Consider the following 15,565-nt stretch of genomic DNA (forward strand, 5'->3'; position numbering starts at 1 on the left):
AGATGCTGCCTCTCCCTTTCAGATCCGGGGCTCTCCAGGATCGTCAGCAAGGATGAGACATCATGAGTCCACCCGGACCAGGCGCGTCGCCGAAGGCCCAGGCCCCCACGGCCCTGGATGCGGGCCTGGGCGCCATCCATCCCGCGTTTGTCGCGGTGGTGGTGTTCAGCTTTTTCATCAACATCCTCGCCCTCAACGGGCCGCTCTACATGATGCAGGTCTATGACCGCGTGCTGGCGAGCCGAAACCTTGAGACGCTGGTGGTGCTCACCCTCATCGCCGCCTTTCTCTATGCGGTGTGGGCGGCGCTGGAAGGGCTGCGGGCGCGGCTGCTGGCGCGGGCGGGCGTCGCCTTCGACACGACGGTGAACACCGCCGTGTTCGATGCGGTGCTCCGGCTGGCGGCGCGCAGCCCGGGGTCGGGCCAGGCCCAGCCCCTGCGCGACCTGGAGACGGTGCGCGACTTTTTCGCCGGCGCCGGCATCGTCTCGTTGTGCGATGTGCCGTGGGTGCCGATCTACATCGCCTGCGCCACCGTGCTCCATCCGCTCTATGGCGTGCTGGCGGTGGCGAGCTGCGTGTTCTCCGGCGTCATCGCGGTGCTGAACAACCGCGCCACCCGCCGCGCGCTGGAGCAGGCGAACCGCGCCTCCATCAGTGCCAATGCCGTGGCCACGGCCACCTTTCGCAATGCGGAGGCGCTGAAGGCCATGGGCATGGCCGGCCCCCTGCGCGAGCGCTGGCGCAAGGTGCATGACGACGCCCTCGGCTGGCAGGGCGAGGCCGGCGACCGTGGCGCGGTGCTGGTGGCGCTCACCAAGTTCAATCGGGCGCTGGTGCAAAGCGTGGTGCTGGGCCTCGGCGCCTATCTCGCCATCGAGCGGGAGATTTCTCCGGGCATGATGATCGCCGGCTCCATCCTGCTCGGGCGCTGTATCCAGCCCATCGAGCAGGCGGTCAGCAATTGGAAGTCGGTGGTGCAGATGCGCTCGGCCTATGATCGGGTCCAGCTTCTGCTCCGGGCTGCGCCGGCGCCCGAGGCGCGGCTGGAATTGCCGGAGGCGCGGGGCGAGGTGACCGCCGAGGCGCTGTTCGCCCGTGCCCCGGGCCGCGACGTGCCGGTGATCCGCAATCTGTCCTTCAAGCTGCCGGCGGGCGCGGCCCTGGGCATCGTCGGGCCCACCGCGGCCGGCAAGTCCACGCTCGCGCGGGTGCTGGTGGGGGTGTGGCCGGCGGCGGCCGGTTCCATCCGCCTCGACGGCTCGGAACTGGCCCATTGGAACGAGGACCAGCTTGGCCGGCAGGTGGGCTACCTGCCGCAGGATGTGGAGCTGTTTGCCGGCACCGTGGCCGAGAACATCGCCCGGTTCGGCCCTCCGGACGATGCCGGCGTGGTGGAGGCCGCGCGCATCGCCGGCGTGCATGAGATGATCCAGCGCCTCCCCCAGGGCTACAACACGCAGATCGGCGAGGGCGGCGTCGCCCTGTCCGGCGGCCAGCGCCAGCGCGTGGGGCTCGCCCGCGCGGTCTACGGCCTGCCAGCCCTGGTGGTGCTGGACGAGCCCAACGCCAGCCTTGATCCGCCCGGCGAGCAGGCGCTTACCCAGGCGATCCGGACCGTGAAGGAGGCCGGGCGCACGGTCATCATCATCAGCCACCGCGCCGCCGGTCTCGGCCAGTGCGATTTTATCCTGGGGCTGAAGGACGGCGCCCAGCAGGCGTTCGGTCCGCGCGAGGCCACCCTGGCCAAGCTCGCGGGCGGTGCGCCCACGGTGGTGCGCGCGCGCACGCCGCTGCTGCCGACCGACCCCCTCCAGGCCGGCGCGCCTCCGCACGCCGCCTCTGCCGGGCGGGGACCGATGCCGCTGCCCGCGTCTCCCCCCTGGCCCCGCGCGGCCGCACCCGCTTCGCCCGTGCCCGCGGCACGACAGGAGGCCTGAGCCATGACCCTTCTGGAAACCGGCCCAAAGGGACGCAATGCCGTGCGCGACCAGTGGGACCACATGCGCCGGTTTGCGCGCCGGTTTGCGCGCCACGGCGCCGCCACGGGAGCGGGCCTCACGGGCGCGGGCCTCGCACGGGGGCTGAGGGCGGGCGCGGCGTTCGCCTGGATCGGCGGCGGGCTGCGGAGAGGCGTGATGTCCGCCCCGGCTGAACCCTCGCTCCCGGGTGCCGCGCCGCCCCCGTCCGCCGACTACCGGGCGTTCGCGCGGGCCGGCTACGGGCTCATCGCCTTCACCTTCATCGGCGTCGGCGGCTGGGCCGCGCTGAGCAACGTGGGCAGCGCCGTCATCGCCCCGGGGGTGGTGGGGGTGGAGAGCATGCGCCAGGTGGTGCAGCATCTGGAGGGGGGCATCATCGGCGGCATCCTGGTCAAGGAGGGCGACGAGGTGGCCCGGGACCAGGTGTTGTTCCGCCTTGCCGATACCCTGCCCAAGGCCAATTACGATGCCGCGCTGGCGCAGCTGGGGGCGGCGCTGGCCCTGGAGGCGCGCCTGCTGGCCGAGCGCGACAACGCCGGGGAGGTGATCTTCCCGACCGAACTGTCGGAGCAGACGGACCGGCCGGCGGTGCTGCGCGCCATGATCGACCAGATCACCCAGTTCAAGGACGGCCGCGCCAATTTCGACAGCCAGATCGAGATTCTGGAGGGCCGAGTCGCCCAGTTCAACACTGAGATCGAGGGCCTCGGCCAGGAGCGTCAGTCGGCCCGGCAGCAGCTGTCCTTCGTGGAGGACGAACTGGGGGCGGTGCGCGAGCTGGAGCGCAAGGGGCTGGTGAACAAGTCGCGCATCTCGCAGCTGGAGCGGGAGAAGGCGCGGCTCGACGGAACGGTGGGCCGCAACGTGGCCGATACCGCCAAGGCGGGCGGCTCCATCAGCGAGATCAGGATGCAGATCGCGCAGTTGCGCCAGCAGCGGGTGGAGGATGCCGGCCAGCAATTGCTGGAGGTGCGCCAGAAGCTGTCCGACCTGCGCGAGCGGGTGCGCGTCGCCCAGAGCGTGCTGGAGCGCATCGACATTCGCGCCCCGCGCGCCGGCACGGTGCAGAACATCAATCCGCGCATCTACACCGTGGGCGCGGTGGTGCGCCCCGGCGACACCATGCTGGAGATCGTGCCCACCCACGAGCCGCTGGTGGTGGATGCCCAGGTGCCGGTGCAGGACATCGACCGGCTGGAGAAGGACAACGAGGTGGAGGTGAAGTTCCCCGCCTTCCATGCCCGCTCCACGCCGCTGGTGCTGGGCCGCCTGCAATCGGTGTCCCGCGACCGGCTGATGAACGAGACCACCCACGAGCCCTACTTCCTGGCCCGGGTGGCCGTGGCCGACACGGACATTCCCGCCGACCTCAAGGCGCGGCTGCGGCCGGGCATGAACGCGGAAGTGGTGTTCTCCACCGGCGATCGCTCGGTCCTCAGCTTTCTGGTGCGTCCCTTCACCGATGCCATGAGCCACGCCTTCACCGAGCGGTGAGCGCGAGGCCTTCCCCCGGTTCCCGAAAAGCCCGGCCTTGCGCCGGGCTTTTTGCGTTCAGGCCCGGGCGGGCCCGCGCCCGCGTCGGGGCAGGCCGGGCGGGGCGATCAACGGGTGGGCGACGAGTGCCGGGTGCTGTAGCGGCCGGCGTGGCTGGGGCACGCGGCGGAAGGCGGGGCGCGGGCGGAGGAGGCGGAGTACAGGCAGGGGCGGGGCCGCGCAGTCATACCATCGGCCCCGGTCTTCGACCGGTGCCAAGTGGGTCCGCTCAAGCGCCGCGCGGGCTTGACCAAAGGCCCATGAGTCACGCTCATGGGCCTTTGGTATCGGGGGCGTGGTCAGGGCAAAAGAAAAGCGGCCGGCTGGGGGCCGGCCGCTTCGCTGTGACGTGGCGCGATCTTCAGACGGTGCCGAAGATCTTGCTGAAGTCGTAGTCGTCCTGGGTCAGGCCGCTGCCGACCGGCGAGACATAGCCCACCACGTCGCCGTTATCGCGGCCCAGCGACCACATGGAGATGCCGGCGATGTCGTCGTTGGACTGCACATAGTCCACCAGCTGCTGGGCGTCCTCCAGGGTGAACACCTCGCTGGTCACGTCGTTGATGCCGATCATGGGCGTGACGACGATGTCGGCGTCGAGCCCGATCGACTTCAGCTGCGCCAGGGTGGCCTCGGCCGCCGAGATGGCGTCGTCACCCATGTCGCCGCTGTCGTAATAGGCGCCGTAGTCCATGGCCATGATGTTGACCGTGGAAATCTCCACGCCCGCTGCCATGGCGTCCTTCAGCAGGTCCAGGCCGTCCTGGGTCAGCCCGTCGGTGAGCACCGGCAGGGTGAACGACACCTCCAGGTCCGGGTTCGCCTCCTGCAGCGCGGCCAGGGCCTCGTTGCGCAGGCCGTTGGCGGCATCGTTGGCGATGGACGCGCCTTCGATGTCGAAGTCGAGGTGCGTCACCCCATACTTGTCGACCACGGACTGGTAGGCCGCCTCCAGCGCCGCGGCACTGGAGAAGGTCTGCGCCGCCTCCTGGCCGTTGGCGCCGCCGAACGAGATGGTCACCTCGACCCCCATGGCGTGGAGCTGGTCCACGATGGAGGAAATGGTGGTGCCGTTCGAAAGCGCGTCGTTGGCGATGCTGCCGACGCCGCCCCAGCCGATGGTGTCGGTGCCGGAGGACAGCACGAACGCCAGCGTCACCGCCTCCAGGCCGGCGTCGGAGACCATGTTCACCAGGTCCTGGCTGGTGGTCAGCGACATGTCCACATAGGGCGAGAAGCTCTTGTCGGTGCCGACGGAAGACCCGGCCTCGTCGGTGGTCACGCTCAGCGCCGCCGACGGCTGGGACGCGCCGGCCTCGTCGACGGCCACCACGGTGAAGGCATAGGTGGTGTCCGCGTCCAGGCCCGTCACCTTGAAATAGGTGCCGGTGCTGGTGCCGATGAGCTCGCCGTCCTTGTAGATCTCGTAGCCGGAGACGGTGCCCACCCCGTCCACCTCGGCCGCATCCCAGCGCAAGGTCAGCGTGGTGTCGGAGACGGCGGAGGCGGCGAGATCGTCGGGGGCGTCGGGCACCACCGGGGTGGTGTCCATGTAGCCGATGACGGTCCACACCTTGCCGCTGCCCTCGGCCCCCGAATTGGCGGCGGGCTCGTCGCCCTGGGTCCACCAGTTCGCCTCATAGACGAGGTTGCCCACGCTCACCTGGTCACCGGCCACGTAGACCGTGGTCGAGGTCCAGGGATCGGCATAGTCCGCCTCGCCGCCGGTGCCGGGAGTGTCGGTGCCGCCGCCGGTGCCCGGATCATCGGTGCCCGGATCGACGGTGCCGCCACCCGAGCCCGAGCCGCCCGAGCCCGAGCCGCCGGCGAGCGCGTCCCGCCACTCGGCTAGGGCGGAGCTGTCGTTGGCGACGATGTTGTCGAGGCTCAGCTCGTCCAGGGTCACACCGGTCAGGGTGTAGGTCTGGTCGTTGGATGGGATCGAGATCACCACCGAGCCGTTGACCTCGGAAATGGTGAAATTGTCCGCCGAGAACCAGCCGAAATCGAGCTTGTCGCTGTCCGGGTTGAAGGCCAGCACGGTGTCGCTGCCCCAGGACCAGGTGATGACCGTGGTGGTGGCGCCGGTGCTGCCGCCGCCGGTCGAGCCGCCGCTGCCGGTTCCCCCGCCGGTCGAGCCGGTTCCCCCGCTTCCTCCGCCGGTCGAGCCGGCCAGGGCCTCGGTCCATTCCGCCACGGCCGAGCTGTCCTTGGCGACGATGTTCGCGAGGCTGAGCTCGTCGAGGGTCACGCCGGCCAGGGTGTAGCTCTGGTTGTTGGACGGGATGGAGATCACCACCGAGCCATTCACTTCGGCGATGGTGAAGTTGTCCGCGTTCATCCAGCCGAAATCGAGCGTATCGGCTGCCGGATCGAAGTTGAGGGTGGCCTGTGTGCCCCAGGCCCAGGTGATTGTCGTCTTTGTCATTCTGGCTCCTTTGTCGCCGCCGCTGGGAAAGGAGCCCACGGCCAAGTCATGGTCAAGTCGATTAGGTTCATGAGTTTGTGAGATCTGCCGTTATCTCATTCTTGTGAAGGAAAATGAATGTCATTTTCGCGGTTCAAGACTTAAAAGTCATTGTCAAACAAGGAATGTTTATGCAATTCATTACTGCAGTATCTGGGATTTCAACTCTTGAATTTATCACAAGGCTGTCATCCCCCCGCCTGCACGCGAGCGTGATTTGCGTTTCGTGGCGTCGGCGGGAGGCTCGGCCGCGCCTCAGGACTGCCCGGCCGTGGCGCTCTCACGCATGGAGAGGAGGGCGCCCACCAGAAAGCCGAGCGCGCCGAGGAACAGGTGGACATTGGCCAGAACCGGGATCCACCCGGCCTCCGGGCCCGCGGGTACGTAGGCGAGGACGGCGGCGGTCATGAATGCGATGCAGCCCAGCAGGTTGGCGAAGACGATCCGCCATGCCAGCATCTTCGGCTTCCAACTCCAGTATCCACGGCTGGTCTCGATGAAGGCCAGATAGCCGGACACCAGGAACAGCAGGGAGCCGAGCAGGTCTGGCGCCCACACCAGAAGGTCTTGCGCGGTGGCGCCTTCGGGCGCGTGCAGGGCATCGAACGTGTTGAGATTGAAGGCCAGGGTGCCCAGGAACTGCGTGAAGGTGCTGAGCCATCCGACGCTGCGGGGCTGCCAGCCGATCACCGCGATGGCGCGGGGCGCCGCCGGTGTGGGGGCCAGGGAGAAGGCGCCCGCGTTGGCGGCCTGGAAATGCTGCATGTAGCCGGCCACGGTAAACGGCAGCGAACCGGCGAAGAAGACGGCATTGGCGATTCCCGCCGACGGCGGCCAGACCTCGCGGGGAATGAGCGAGAGCGCGGCGCCCAGCATGAAGAGCGCCGAGCCGATGGCGAAGACGAGGCCGGTAATCCAATTATAGGTTTCGCTCTGCCAGCAGGGAACCGGCTCTGCTTCCACCGCCCGGGCGGTGCGGTCCAATCCCTTGCGGTGCTGCCGCGCCCGCCAGATGATGTGCCGGCCGGCGAGCACATAGCTGCGGAAGGTGATGAAGGGCCATGGACCGGCGCTGCGCATATGGCGCGCCAGGGCGGCGCCGAAATGCTTGCCGAAGGGGCTCTTGCCGAAGGAGCTCTTGCCGAAGGGGCTGTTCATGCGCGTGGGGCGCGCTGGCGCGCACCGCCGTGCTGCGCGCCGCGTGGGAGGGCGCGGCGCCCCTGGCGCCGGATGCCTGCGGAACGGCGCTGCGGTGACGGGTGGCGGGCTGACCCGTCCGGCAGGGTGGGGCGGCGAGCCGAAGAGTGCATGGTCGCGTTTCCCCTGCCGTCCGCCCCGGCCCCCGCGAAGTCGATTCGGAGGCGATCACAAGTGATCGCACACCTCCATCCGGGCGAAAAGGGCGAGAGGTGCTCCGCCGCCCCATTCCGGCGTGGCGGCGGGAGCGCGGCGCGCCCCTCCCGCATCTGCGCTCACAGGCCGTTGTAGTCCCTGTACCAGGCGACGAAGGCCTTCACGCCATCCTCCACGCTGGTGCGCGGCACGTAGCCGGTGAGGGCCTCGAGCAGGGCAGGGGAGGCATAGGTCTGGGGCACGTCGCCCTTCTGCATGGGCAGCATCTTGCGGATCGCCGGACGGCCGATGGCCGCCTCCACCGTATCCACGAACGGCAGAAGCCCCACCGGCTGTCCGCCGCCAATGTTGACGACGCGATAGGGGGCCTGGCGCGAAAGGCTGTCGATAACGCCCGCCTGCGTCACGCGGTTGGCCTCGTCGGGGGCGACCGGGATGAGGCGGACGATGGCTTCCACCAGATCGGCGACATAGGTGAAGTCGCGCCGCATCTGGCCCTGGCCGTAGATCTCGATGGGCTCATCCTTGAGAATGGCCGATACGAACTTGAACAGCGCCATGTCGGGCCGGCCCCAGGGGCCGTAGACGGTGAAGAAGCGGAAGGCCGTGGTGGGGATCTTCCACAGATGGGCATAGCTGTGGGCCATCGCCTCGCCAGCCTTCTTGGTGGCGGCATAGAGGGTCAGCGGCTCATCGGTCTTGTCGGCCTCGGCGAACGGTACCTTCTCGTTGGCGCCGTAGACCGAGCTGGTGGAGGCGGTCAGCAGGTGCTTCACCTGCCAGCGCTTGGCCAATTCGAGCACGTTCCAGGTGCCGAGCAGATTGGCGTCCACATAGGCCTTGGGATTTTCCAGGCTGTAGCGAACGCCCGCCTGCGCCGCCAGGTGAACGATCACCTCCGGCTGGATCAGGTCCGCCGCCTTGGCGAGGGCCTCAGGATCCTCGAGCAGGCCCACGACCGGCTGGAACTTGGCAAAGCCCGACAGAATGGCGTGGCGCGCTTCCTTGAGGCGGACGTCGTAATAAGGGGTCATGCCGTCGAAGCCCACGACGTCATGGCCCGCTTCCAGCAAACGCTTGGCCAGGTGGAAGCCGATGAAGCCAGCGGTGCCGGTGATCAAAACACGCATGAGATGGGCTCTCCCCACGAAGCCGTCCGGCGCCAGCCGGGATGCAGGCGCGGCAACGCGCACCCGCGTCTGTGGAAAATTCACTGTTCGCCGCCGAAGATGGCCGCTGACCCCGGCCTTGATCCCCGCACGCGCCGGTGCGCCCCCGCGTCAAGACCCAGGCGATGCGCGCACCCCCGGCGGCCTCCTTACTGCCCATGGATGTGGCCGCTGTCATTGGTTTTTTTTGAGCCCTGGGAGTGGCGGGCGGACGCACGGGCGAGTTGAAGCGGCGATGGGGCCTTGGGGTGGTACCGTGCTCACGCCCGGCGGGGCGCGGGTGGGCCAAGCCATCCGGCCGGCGTCCCGGCCATCGTCGATCTCGTCAGCACGTCGATTGAGGACAGGCAGGTGGGCTGGCGGCATAGCCTTGCGCCTTGGTCTGCCCTTGGAGTCGAGGCAGAGGCCCGTGGCCGTGCGATGTCCCGGCGGTGGGCGTGGCCGCGCCGCGGGGACCGGACCGAGGTGTGCGCAATGGCCGTCATCCGTGCGCCTCTATCGGGTCTGACATGTCCGGCGACGGCGTTCTTAGCTGAAGCGTTCGTAGCTGAAAGCCATGTTGGGGCGTGGAACATCGCCTGCGCATGGCAGGGGGAAAACGTCCCAGGCCAATCAGCCGGATATCCTCAAGCTGAGCCTCTCTGCGAGAGGCTGCGCGTCAATCCCGTCCGGGAACGCCGGCAAAGCCGAGGCCGCTCACCGGCGCGGCGCCCGAGGACCATCCGCTGGCCGCGACGTTCACCATGCGCGGCTGAGGCACAGGTGCTGGCGCACGGGAGGCATCGGCGACGTGCGTCGGCACGGGCTTCGCGGCAACCGGCTTCGTGCTGCCGGAGGCAGTGGGCTTGGTGGCCGCGGCCCGGGAGGCTGTGCCCCGGGATTCCGCAACCTCTTCCGCCTCGGCCACCTGAGTCTCGCTCTCCGTGCCAAGATCGTATGGCCGGCTGAGGGGCAGCGGTGCTTCCGCCGTGCTGGTGGGAACGGCTTCAGGTACGTTGGGAATGAAGGGCTTCGCAGACGCCACCATGACACCGGATGCGTTCGGCACCTGGGCCGGGCTGCCATCCTGGCGCAACGTCATGGCCAGAACCGTATCGTCGGAGCCATTCAACGGCGCGCGACCGACATATTCCACGCGGACGCGGGCGACGCCGAACTTGGCGAAGCCCAGCAAGGTCGCGGTCTTGTAGGACACGTCGACCAGACGCCCGCGCGCGTAAGGACCACGGTTGTTGACGCGGGCGATGATCGAGCGGTTGTTGGCCAGATTGGTCACGCGCACGTAGGACGGCATGGGCAGCGTGCGATGCGCAACCGAAATCGAATCCATGTCGAACACTTCGCCGTTGGCCGTGCGTCGTCCATGGAAGTCGCGTCCATACCAGGACGCGGTGCCTTCTGCCGCATAATCGGGATCTTCGGACGGCACATAGGTCTTGCCGGCGACCGTATAGGGCTTGCCGACCTTGTAGCGCCCGCCGCCCTTGGGAACCGGCTCGCCTTCCGCCACCACGCGGGGGCTGACCTCCACACCGTAGGTGGGGTCCAGCTTGCTCACGGACTCTACCGAACTGCAGCCGGCCAGGGACAGCCCCAGCGTCGCGCCTGCGGCAAGCACGGCGAACCCGCGCCACGAAGAGGCTCCGATGCGCATACGAACATTCTGTTCGCGTGCAGTGGCCAGATCGTTCGACGCGCGCCTTTTGCTCATCCGCGGCTTGCCCCCGGTTATTGCCATCTTACTTCGAACCGTCGGCCCGGACTATGGCCTAGCCTGTGCCTCCGGCTCTCGCACGGCGCGGTCGAACACCCCGCACGCTAGGCAAGGAAGGCGATAAAAGATGGCGAAATTGGGGCGGAGGCGACGACAAGGTAAATAATTCGTGTCCAGTTCATGGCAAAGACAGCGCGCGGAAGGCTTTGGCCCAGCGGTGGACAGCCGCCGCTGGGCGGGGCGCCGCTTTGGGCGAAGAGGGCACTCGACGCCGGCCTCGGGCATTTGGTAATAGCCCCCTGGAGGCCCCGTGTGGCGGCATGGAAGGGTGGCCGAGTGGTTTAAGGCAGCGGTCTTGAAAACCGCCGTGGGGGCAACCCCACCGTGGGTTCGAATCCCACCCCTTCCGCCATTTCAGTCCCAAAGTGGGCACGCCGATTCCCGCTTATTGCCGCCCTTGACCGGCAATAAGCGTCTTCAGCAGCTCCGTTTTCGATCCCATGATGCGAATTGCGTCGTCTGCGACCTCGACGCGCTGCGCCAGGGCGCGCAGGTGATCCCGCCGATAGCCGCCCTCGTGGCCTCGAATGCGCTCCCGCGCGCGGCGTGCAAACCCTTCGATCATTGCGGGGCTGAGCGCACTGTGGCCGGGGCTTTCGAGCAGGGCTTGCGCCCGGTCGGCATCGGCCCGCGCCTGATCGCGGAGAACCTTGAGACCAGCGATGCGCTCCTTGAGCGCCGGGTCGTCCAGATCGGCCACGCCCGCCTCAATGGCGTCATAGAGCCGCTTGAGGCGTGATTCCGATTCGGTCGCCTGCCGCTGCAAAGAGGCGATGTGTTCGCGGCGGCGCTCGGCCTGATCCTCACGGCGACCAAGGATGCTGCCAAGCAACTTCTCCAGACGGGCGGGATCGAGCAAGCGGTCTTCGATATGGTTGGCCACCATGTTGTCGAGCTTGTCCATGGGGATCGCTCGGCCCTTGCAGCCGGTCTCGCCCTGCCGCGCCTTGATCGAGCAGGCATAGTAGCGATAGCGGCCGCTCTTTCCGGTGCGGCTGGTCATGGCTCCGCCGCAGTTGCCGCAATAGCAGATGCCGGTCAGCAGGGTCGGCCCGATCACCACACGCGCGGGCAGCTCGGTCTTGGGGTTTCGAGCCTGCAAAAGACACTGAACGGCGTCGAAGGTCTCCCGCTCGATGATCGCGGGCACCGGGACGATGACGATCTCGCCGGGAGCGCGCGGGTCGTTGTGCTTGCTGCGCTTCCCCCATTCATGTTCGCCGATATAGGTGCGGCGGGTCAGGACGCGATGGACCTGGCCGATGCCCCAGCGGCCGCCGTCGCGGGTGAAGATGCCCTTGGCGTTCAGATGCTTGACGATCGCCTTGACGCCCATCTGGCCACTGTCGCCCTGACCTTCCAGAGCGAGCCGATAGATCAGACGGATCGTGTCGGCGTGCAGCGGGTCGATCTCCAGCTTCTTCTTGGTCTTGGCCCCACGCTGTTCGGCGGCGGCGATCCGGTAGCCGATCGGCGGCAACGCGCCGTTCCAGAAGCCTTGCCGGGCATTCTCCTTCAGGGCGCGCGTGACGTGCTTACCGTTTTCCTTCGACTTGTATTCGTCGAACAGGGACATGATCCGACGCATCATGTGTGGATCGGGTCGTCCCCCAACTCTTGCGTGATGGAGATGAGCCGCACGTCGTTCTTGGCGAGCTTGCGATAGTAATATTCCATGTCGAAAGCATCGCGGAAGAAGCGCGAGAAGCTGTGAACCAGCACCACGTCAAAGGGGGGCGGGTTTCGACGTGCCCGCCTCGATCATCCGCTGGAACTCCGGGCGGCGGTCGTTGGTGGCCGTGTTGCCCGGCTCCACGAAGATTTCGACAAGCTGATAGCCGCGCGCCGCGCAATACGCCTCGCCCTGCTTGCGCTGGTCGGGGATCGACACGTCATGCTCGGCCTGCCGGGCGGTAGAGACGCGCAGATAAAGGGCGGCCCGCAGGGCGACATTGGGGGATTGTGCGTTCATTTGCGGGTTCCTTTCGACTTGCGCCGCTCGATCAGGGGCAAGACCAGTTCCACGCGGTCATGGATGACCTTGGGGACCAGCTTGAGGCCCTTGCCCTTCTCCATGCGGACAAGGCCGTAGCCGGCCATGGCCTTGAGTGTCCGGGACAGGTTGGATTTTGCGCGGCCGGTGATCTGCGCCAGTTCCTCCAGCGATCCCGGCTCATGCTCATGGATGATGCGAAGCAGTTCGCAATTGCTGGGCGACAGGAACTTGGCGAAGGACATGGTGGACGCGAACCAGACGGTCGGATCGCTGGGTGCGGGCTTCTCTTCGCCCTTGGCGATCCGCATGGTGCGGGCCTTCATTTCATCGGGTTCGGCGATCCCGACCTTGAGTGCCGTCATGGCGCGGCTCGATCATTAGAGCGATTTCCTCGCGTTTTGAGTCGTCTGGGGTTCCCAAATCAGCGGCGTTCTGATTCACGCTTCGTGTCGGAGAGGGAGGCCGACATGCATGGCCAGGACGCTGTCTTTGGACCTGCGGGAGCGGGTGGTTGCCGCCGTCGAGGGCGGGATGTCGCGGCGGCAGGCGGCCGAGCGCTTCGGGGTGAGTATCGCCAGCGCCGTGCGCTGGTGCGCCAGGGTACGGGAAACCGGAAGCGTCGCGGCCAAGCCGCGCGGCGGTGACACCCTCTCCGCCCGGATCGAGGCGCAGGCCGACCTGATCCTGAGGCTGGTGGAGGAGACAAGCGACATCACCCTGATGGAGCTTCAGCATCAGCTGGCCGCCCACGGGCACCGCTTTGCCATCGGCACGCTTTGGCGCTTCTTCGACCGTCACGCCATCACTTGGAAAAAAAGACCGCGCACGCGGCCGAGCAGGACCGCCCCGATATCCTGAAACAGCGCCAAGCCTGGTTCGACGGCCAACTGGACCTGGACCCGGAGCGGCTCGTCTTCATCGACGAGACCTGGGCTTCCACCAACATGGCGCGCCGCCACGGCCGTTGCCGGCGCGGGAAACGCCTGCGGGTCGGCGTGCCGCACGGCCACTGGAAGACGACCACCTTCGTCGCCGGCCTGAGATCCACCGGCATGGTCGCACCCATGGTACTCGACGGCCCGATCAACGCCGTGGCATTCCAGGCCTATGTGGAACAGGTTCTCATTCCCGAGCTCATCCCAGGCGACATGGTGGTGATGGACAATCTCGGCTCCCACAAGGGGCCACAGGTCCGCGCCGCCATCGAGGCTGCCGGCGACGGTCTGCTTTATCTGCCGCCCTACAGCCCCGACTTCAATCCCATCGAGAAGGCATTCTCAAAGCTCAAGGCGCTCCTGCGCAAAGCCGCCGAGCGCTCCGTCGCCGGCCTGTGGGACACCATCGGTCGCCTCATCGACTGCTTCACGCCAAAGGAATGCCAGAACTTCTTCATGGCCGCAGGATATGAGCCATTATGAACGGAAATCGCTCTAATGGGAACCGCAATCGAACTGGAGGTCGGCGATGTGCCGATCGCCTACGCCAAAAACCACATGGGCATGGACTTCGGGTATCTATTCCAGCCGGGAGATGAGATGCGCCGTAAATCGGACGCCATCAAATACGACTATTACGAAGAGCGTCGGGAGGAAAAGGACGAATTGGTTGCGCATGAGGCAGCCTTCGTTAGACCTTTGTCGCGTGTGCTTCCCCGCCTTTTGCTCTCCGGGTCCAATATCGAAAGCGCGCGCTTTGAATACGAGGCAATCGTCGTCGATGCTCGCGAGATGGCGTCCTATAGCAATCCACCTGAAAAAAGTGATTTCCTGACCTTCGAGGAATTCTGCGCTATGGTTCGGCGCTATCCGCTTTCAAGACTTTGAGGCGGAACAGAGTTTGAAGATGAAGAAAAGGAGAAAGGTAGGCTCGCGACGGATAAGGATTTCGCACGCATCCCTTGGGCCGACAACTAATACCAACGGCCCTTATCTCTGACCGATGTGTGCCCAATCTCGCCTTCCGATTGAGGTTATGACGTGGGGACTTTCGAAGAGCCTGTGCCAGGCCTCGCAGGCCGCATCGATGATGTCGGCGTAGGTCTCGAAGATGCGATTGGAGAGAAAGTTCGAGCGCAGGTACTGCCAGATCTGCTCCACCGGATTGAGCTTTGGGGATCGGGAGGGCAGGAAGATCAGCGTCACGTTCTTCGGGACGGCGAGATTTCCGGTGGTGCGCCATCCGGCGCGGTCAAGCAGCAGGACGGCGTGCGATCCGCGTGCGACCATGGCGGAGATCTCGTCGAGGTGCATCTGCATGGCCTGGGTGCCGATGTAGGGGAGAGCCAGCGCGGCGCCCACACCGCGTGCCGGGCAAATCGCCCCGAACAGCCAGGCATTGTCGTAGCGCTGGTCGGCCGGCTGGCGGGGCCGGGTTCCTCGTCGTGCCCATTGCCGGACGATGCCGTTTTTCTGTCCGATCCGGGCCTCGTCCTGGAACCACACCTCGATCCGCTTGCCCTTCGGCAGGTGTCCGACGTGGGCGTTCAGCGTCCGGGCAAAGTTTTTTGAACTCCTCCATGACATTTGGATCCTGCCCCGGATGGCGGGGCCGTGCGCTGATGTGGGAGAAGCCGAGCGCCTTCAGGATCTTGCCTACGGTGCGCTCATGGTAGTCGACGCCGAAGCGCTCGAGGACGACCTGTCTCAGGTCGACCCGTCGCCAACGGACGACGCCGTGGACGGCCCGATCCGGGCCGCTCTCGACGATCGCGGCGAGTTCGGTCAACTGTGCCGCCGTCCACCGGGGCGGATGCCCCTTCGAGCGGATATCGCAGAGGCCGTCGGGCCCCTGTTCGTTGAAGCGGTGAACCCAGTCCCGCAGCGTCTGGCGATCCATGCCGCCGATCCGGGCCGCCTGCTCGCGGTCCATACCGTCCACCACCGCCGCCAGAGACAGAAGTCGCCGGTTTTGGTTGGCGTGCTTCGAGGCGGCGGCGAGCTGTCGCAGATCCGAAGCCGAGTAGTCCGTCCGAAGCTTCACCGCAGCAGCCATGGTGCGAATCCTCCCCGCACCATGGAATCAGCGTTCCGAACCGCCGAAAAGACCCCGTGAGTCAGCCCCAAAGCCCGTTGGTATAACCTCATCATGGGGCTGGCGTGGCGACCGTGACCGGCTTCCGAGACTGCCTCACCAACCGGATGGGAGCTTCCCGCGAAATGTCCGCCGCCGCCCCTTGCGTTATGGGATTGAAGCCGAATGGCGGAAACGCGCCCTTGGCGTGGTTCCGGCGCAGCCGAAAGCCCGGCCCAGAGGGCAACGCCCAATCACAATAACTTCAAGGTATAGTTTTCA

Annotated in this window: 13 protein-coding genes and 1 tRNA gene; 5 read left to right on the forward strand and 9 right to left on the reverse strand. The window is 66.7% G+C overall.

From position 1 onward, the window contains the following. Positions 1–62: 62 nt before the first annotated feature. Entirely contained in the window at positions 63–1,940 is a 1,878-nt protein-coding gene (locus V5F53_RS03185; protein WP_393997017.1) for a type I secretion system permease/ATPase, read from the forward strand. A 3-nt stretch (positions 1,941–1,943) separates the two neighbouring features. Next, complete coding sequence (locus V5F53_RS03190) at positions 1,944–3,476, forward strand: HlyD family type I secretion periplasmic adaptor subunit (RefSeq protein ID WP_393997018.1); 1,533 nt, start codon at positions 1,944–1,946, stop codon at positions 3,474–3,476. Positions 3,477–3,876: 400 nt separating this feature from the next. Here V5F53_RS03190 and V5F53_RS03195 read toward each other — a convergent pair whose 3' ends face one another. The 4 genes from V5F53_RS03195 to V5F53_RS03210 form a co-directional block, all read right to left on the reverse strand. Further along, on the reverse strand, positions 3,877–5,943 hold the full coding sequence (locus V5F53_RS03195; protein WP_393997019.1) for a fibronectin type III domain-containing protein: 2,067 nt from the start codon (positions 5,941–5,943) through the stop codon (positions 3,877–3,879). Positions 5,944–6,237: 294 nt separating this feature from the next. Further along, positions 6,238–7,140 carry a hypothetical protein gene (locus V5F53_RS03200; RefSeq protein WP_393997020.1) on the reverse strand — a complete coding sequence of 301 codons (903 nt, stop codon included), beginning with the start codon at positions 7,138–7,140 and terminating at the stop codon, positions 6,238–6,240. A gap of 314 nt (positions 7,141–7,454) precedes the next feature. After that, entirely contained in the window at positions 7,455–8,465 is a 1,011-nt protein-coding gene (locus V5F53_RS03205) for an NAD-dependent epimerase (protein ID WP_393997021.1), read from the reverse strand. Between the two features lie 697 nt (positions 8,466–9,162). After that, the gene (locus V5F53_RS03210) at positions 9,163–10,215 is read right to left on the reverse strand and encodes a septal ring lytic transglycosylase RlpA family protein (RefSeq protein WP_445329443.1); all 1,053 of its coding nucleotides are present in this window, start codon (positions 10,213–10,215) and stop codon (positions 9,163–9,165) included. 325 nt (positions 10,216–10,540) lie between these two features. Here V5F53_RS03210 and V5F53_RS03215 point away from each other — a divergent pair. Further along, positions 10,541–10,630: transfer RNA gene (locus V5F53_RS03215), tRNA-Ser, on the forward strand. 33 nt (positions 10,631–10,663) lie between these two features. Here the strand turns inward: V5F53_RS03215 and V5F53_RS03220 are convergent. From V5F53_RS03220 to V5F53_RS03235, 4 genes are read right to left on the reverse strand one after another with little or no spacing between them, the layout of a single operon-like run. Beyond that, on the reverse strand, positions 10,664–11,854 hold the full coding sequence (locus tag V5F53_RS03220; protein ID WP_393997022.1) for a recombinase family protein: 1,191 nt from the start codon (positions 11,852–11,854) through the stop codon (positions 10,664–10,666). An 11-nt stretch (positions 11,855–11,865) separates the two neighbouring features. After that, a complete protein-coding gene (locus tag V5F53_RS03225) occupies positions 11,866–12,003 on the reverse strand; it encodes a recombinase family protein (protein WP_393997023.1) in 138 nt (45 codons plus the stop codon). Between the two features lies 1 nt (position 12,004). After that, positions 12,005–12,250, reverse strand: a complete 246-nt coding sequence (locus tag V5F53_RS03230) for a recombinase family protein (RefSeq protein ID WP_393997024.1) — start codon at positions 12,248–12,250, stop codon at positions 12,005–12,007. Beyond that, on the reverse strand, positions 12,247–12,636 hold the full coding sequence (locus tag V5F53_RS03235) for an HVO_A0114 family putative DNA-binding protein (RefSeq protein ID WP_393997025.1): 390 nt from the start codon (positions 12,634–12,636) through the stop codon (positions 12,247–12,249). Before V5F53_RS03235 ends, V5F53_RS03230 begins: the two co-directional genes overlap by 4 nt. 109 nt (positions 12,637–12,745) lie before the next feature. Between V5F53_RS03235 and V5F53_RS03240 the strand changes: the two genes are divergently transcribed. Both V5F53_RS03240 and V5F53_RS03245 read left to right on the forward strand, forming a co-directional pair. Continuing rightward, a protein-coding gene (locus V5F53_RS03240; RefSeq protein ID WP_509212353.1) for an IS630 family transposase occupies positions 12,746–13,692 on the forward strand; the annotation gives its coding sequence in 2 pieces (ribosomal slippage) (positions 12,746–13,085 and positions 13,085–13,692; 948 coding nt in all). Between the two features lie 15 nt (positions 13,693–13,707). Next, the gene (locus tag V5F53_RS03245; protein ID WP_393998858.1) at positions 13,708–14,097 is read left to right on the forward strand and encodes a HEPN/Toprim-associated domain-containing protein; all 390 of its coding nucleotides are present in this window, start codon (positions 13,708–13,710) and stop codon (positions 14,095–14,097) included. Positions 14,098–14,199: 102 nt separating this feature from the next. Here the strand turns inward: V5F53_RS03245 and V5F53_RS03250 are convergent. After that, a protein-coding gene (locus V5F53_RS03250; protein WP_509212865.1) for an IS630 family transposase occupies positions 14,200–15,265 on the reverse strand; the annotation gives its coding sequence in 2 pieces (ribosomal slippage) (positions 14,200–14,779 and positions 14,778–15,265; 1,068 coding nt in all). Between the last annotated feature and the right edge of the window lie 300 nt (positions 15,266–15,565).

The sequence above is a fragment of the Xanthobacter cornucopiae genome, assembly GCF_043195065.2.
GTDB lineage: Bacteria > Pseudomonadota > Alphaproteobacteria > Rhizobiales > Xanthobacteraceae > Xanthobacter.

Coding starts and splice junctions, on each gene's coding strand:
- V5F53_RS03190 (WP_393997018.1), top strand. CDS start 1,944: ATGACCCTTCTGGAAACCGGCCCAAAGGGACGCAATGCCGTGCGCGAC.
- V5F53_RS03185 (WP_393997017.1), top strand. CDS start 63: ATGAGTCCACCCGGACCAGGCGCGTCGCCGAAGGCCCAGGCCCCCACG.
- V5F53_RS03220 (WP_393997022.1), bottom strand. CDS start 11,854: ATGTCCCTGTTCGACGAATACAAGTCGAAGGAAAACGGTAAGCACGTC.
- V5F53_RS03200 (WP_393997020.1), bottom strand. CDS start 7,140: ATGAACAGCCCCTTCGGCAAGAGCTCCTTCGGCAAGAGCCCCTTCGGC.
- V5F53_RS03210 (WP_445329443.1), bottom strand. CDS start 10,215: ATGAGCAAAAGGCGCGCGTCGAACGATCTGGCCACTGCACGCGAACAG.
- V5F53_RS03205 (WP_393997021.1), bottom strand. CDS start 8,465: ATGCGTGTTTTGATCACCGGCACCGCTGGCTTCATCGGCTTCCACCTG.
- V5F53_RS03230 (WP_393997024.1), bottom strand. CDS start 12,250: ATGAACGCACAATCCCCCAATGTCGCCCTGCGGGCCGCCCTTTATCTG.
- V5F53_RS03195 (WP_393997019.1), bottom strand. CDS start 5,943: ATGACAAAGACGACAATCACCTGGGCCTGGGGCACACAGGCCACCCTC.
- V5F53_RS03245 (WP_393998858.1), top strand. CDS start 13,708: ATGGGAACCGCAATCGAACTGGAGGTCGGCGATGTGCCGATCGCCTAC.
- V5F53_RS03235 (WP_393997025.1), bottom strand. CDS start 12,636: ATGACGGCACTCAAGGTCGGGATCGCCGAACCCGATGAAATGAAGGCC.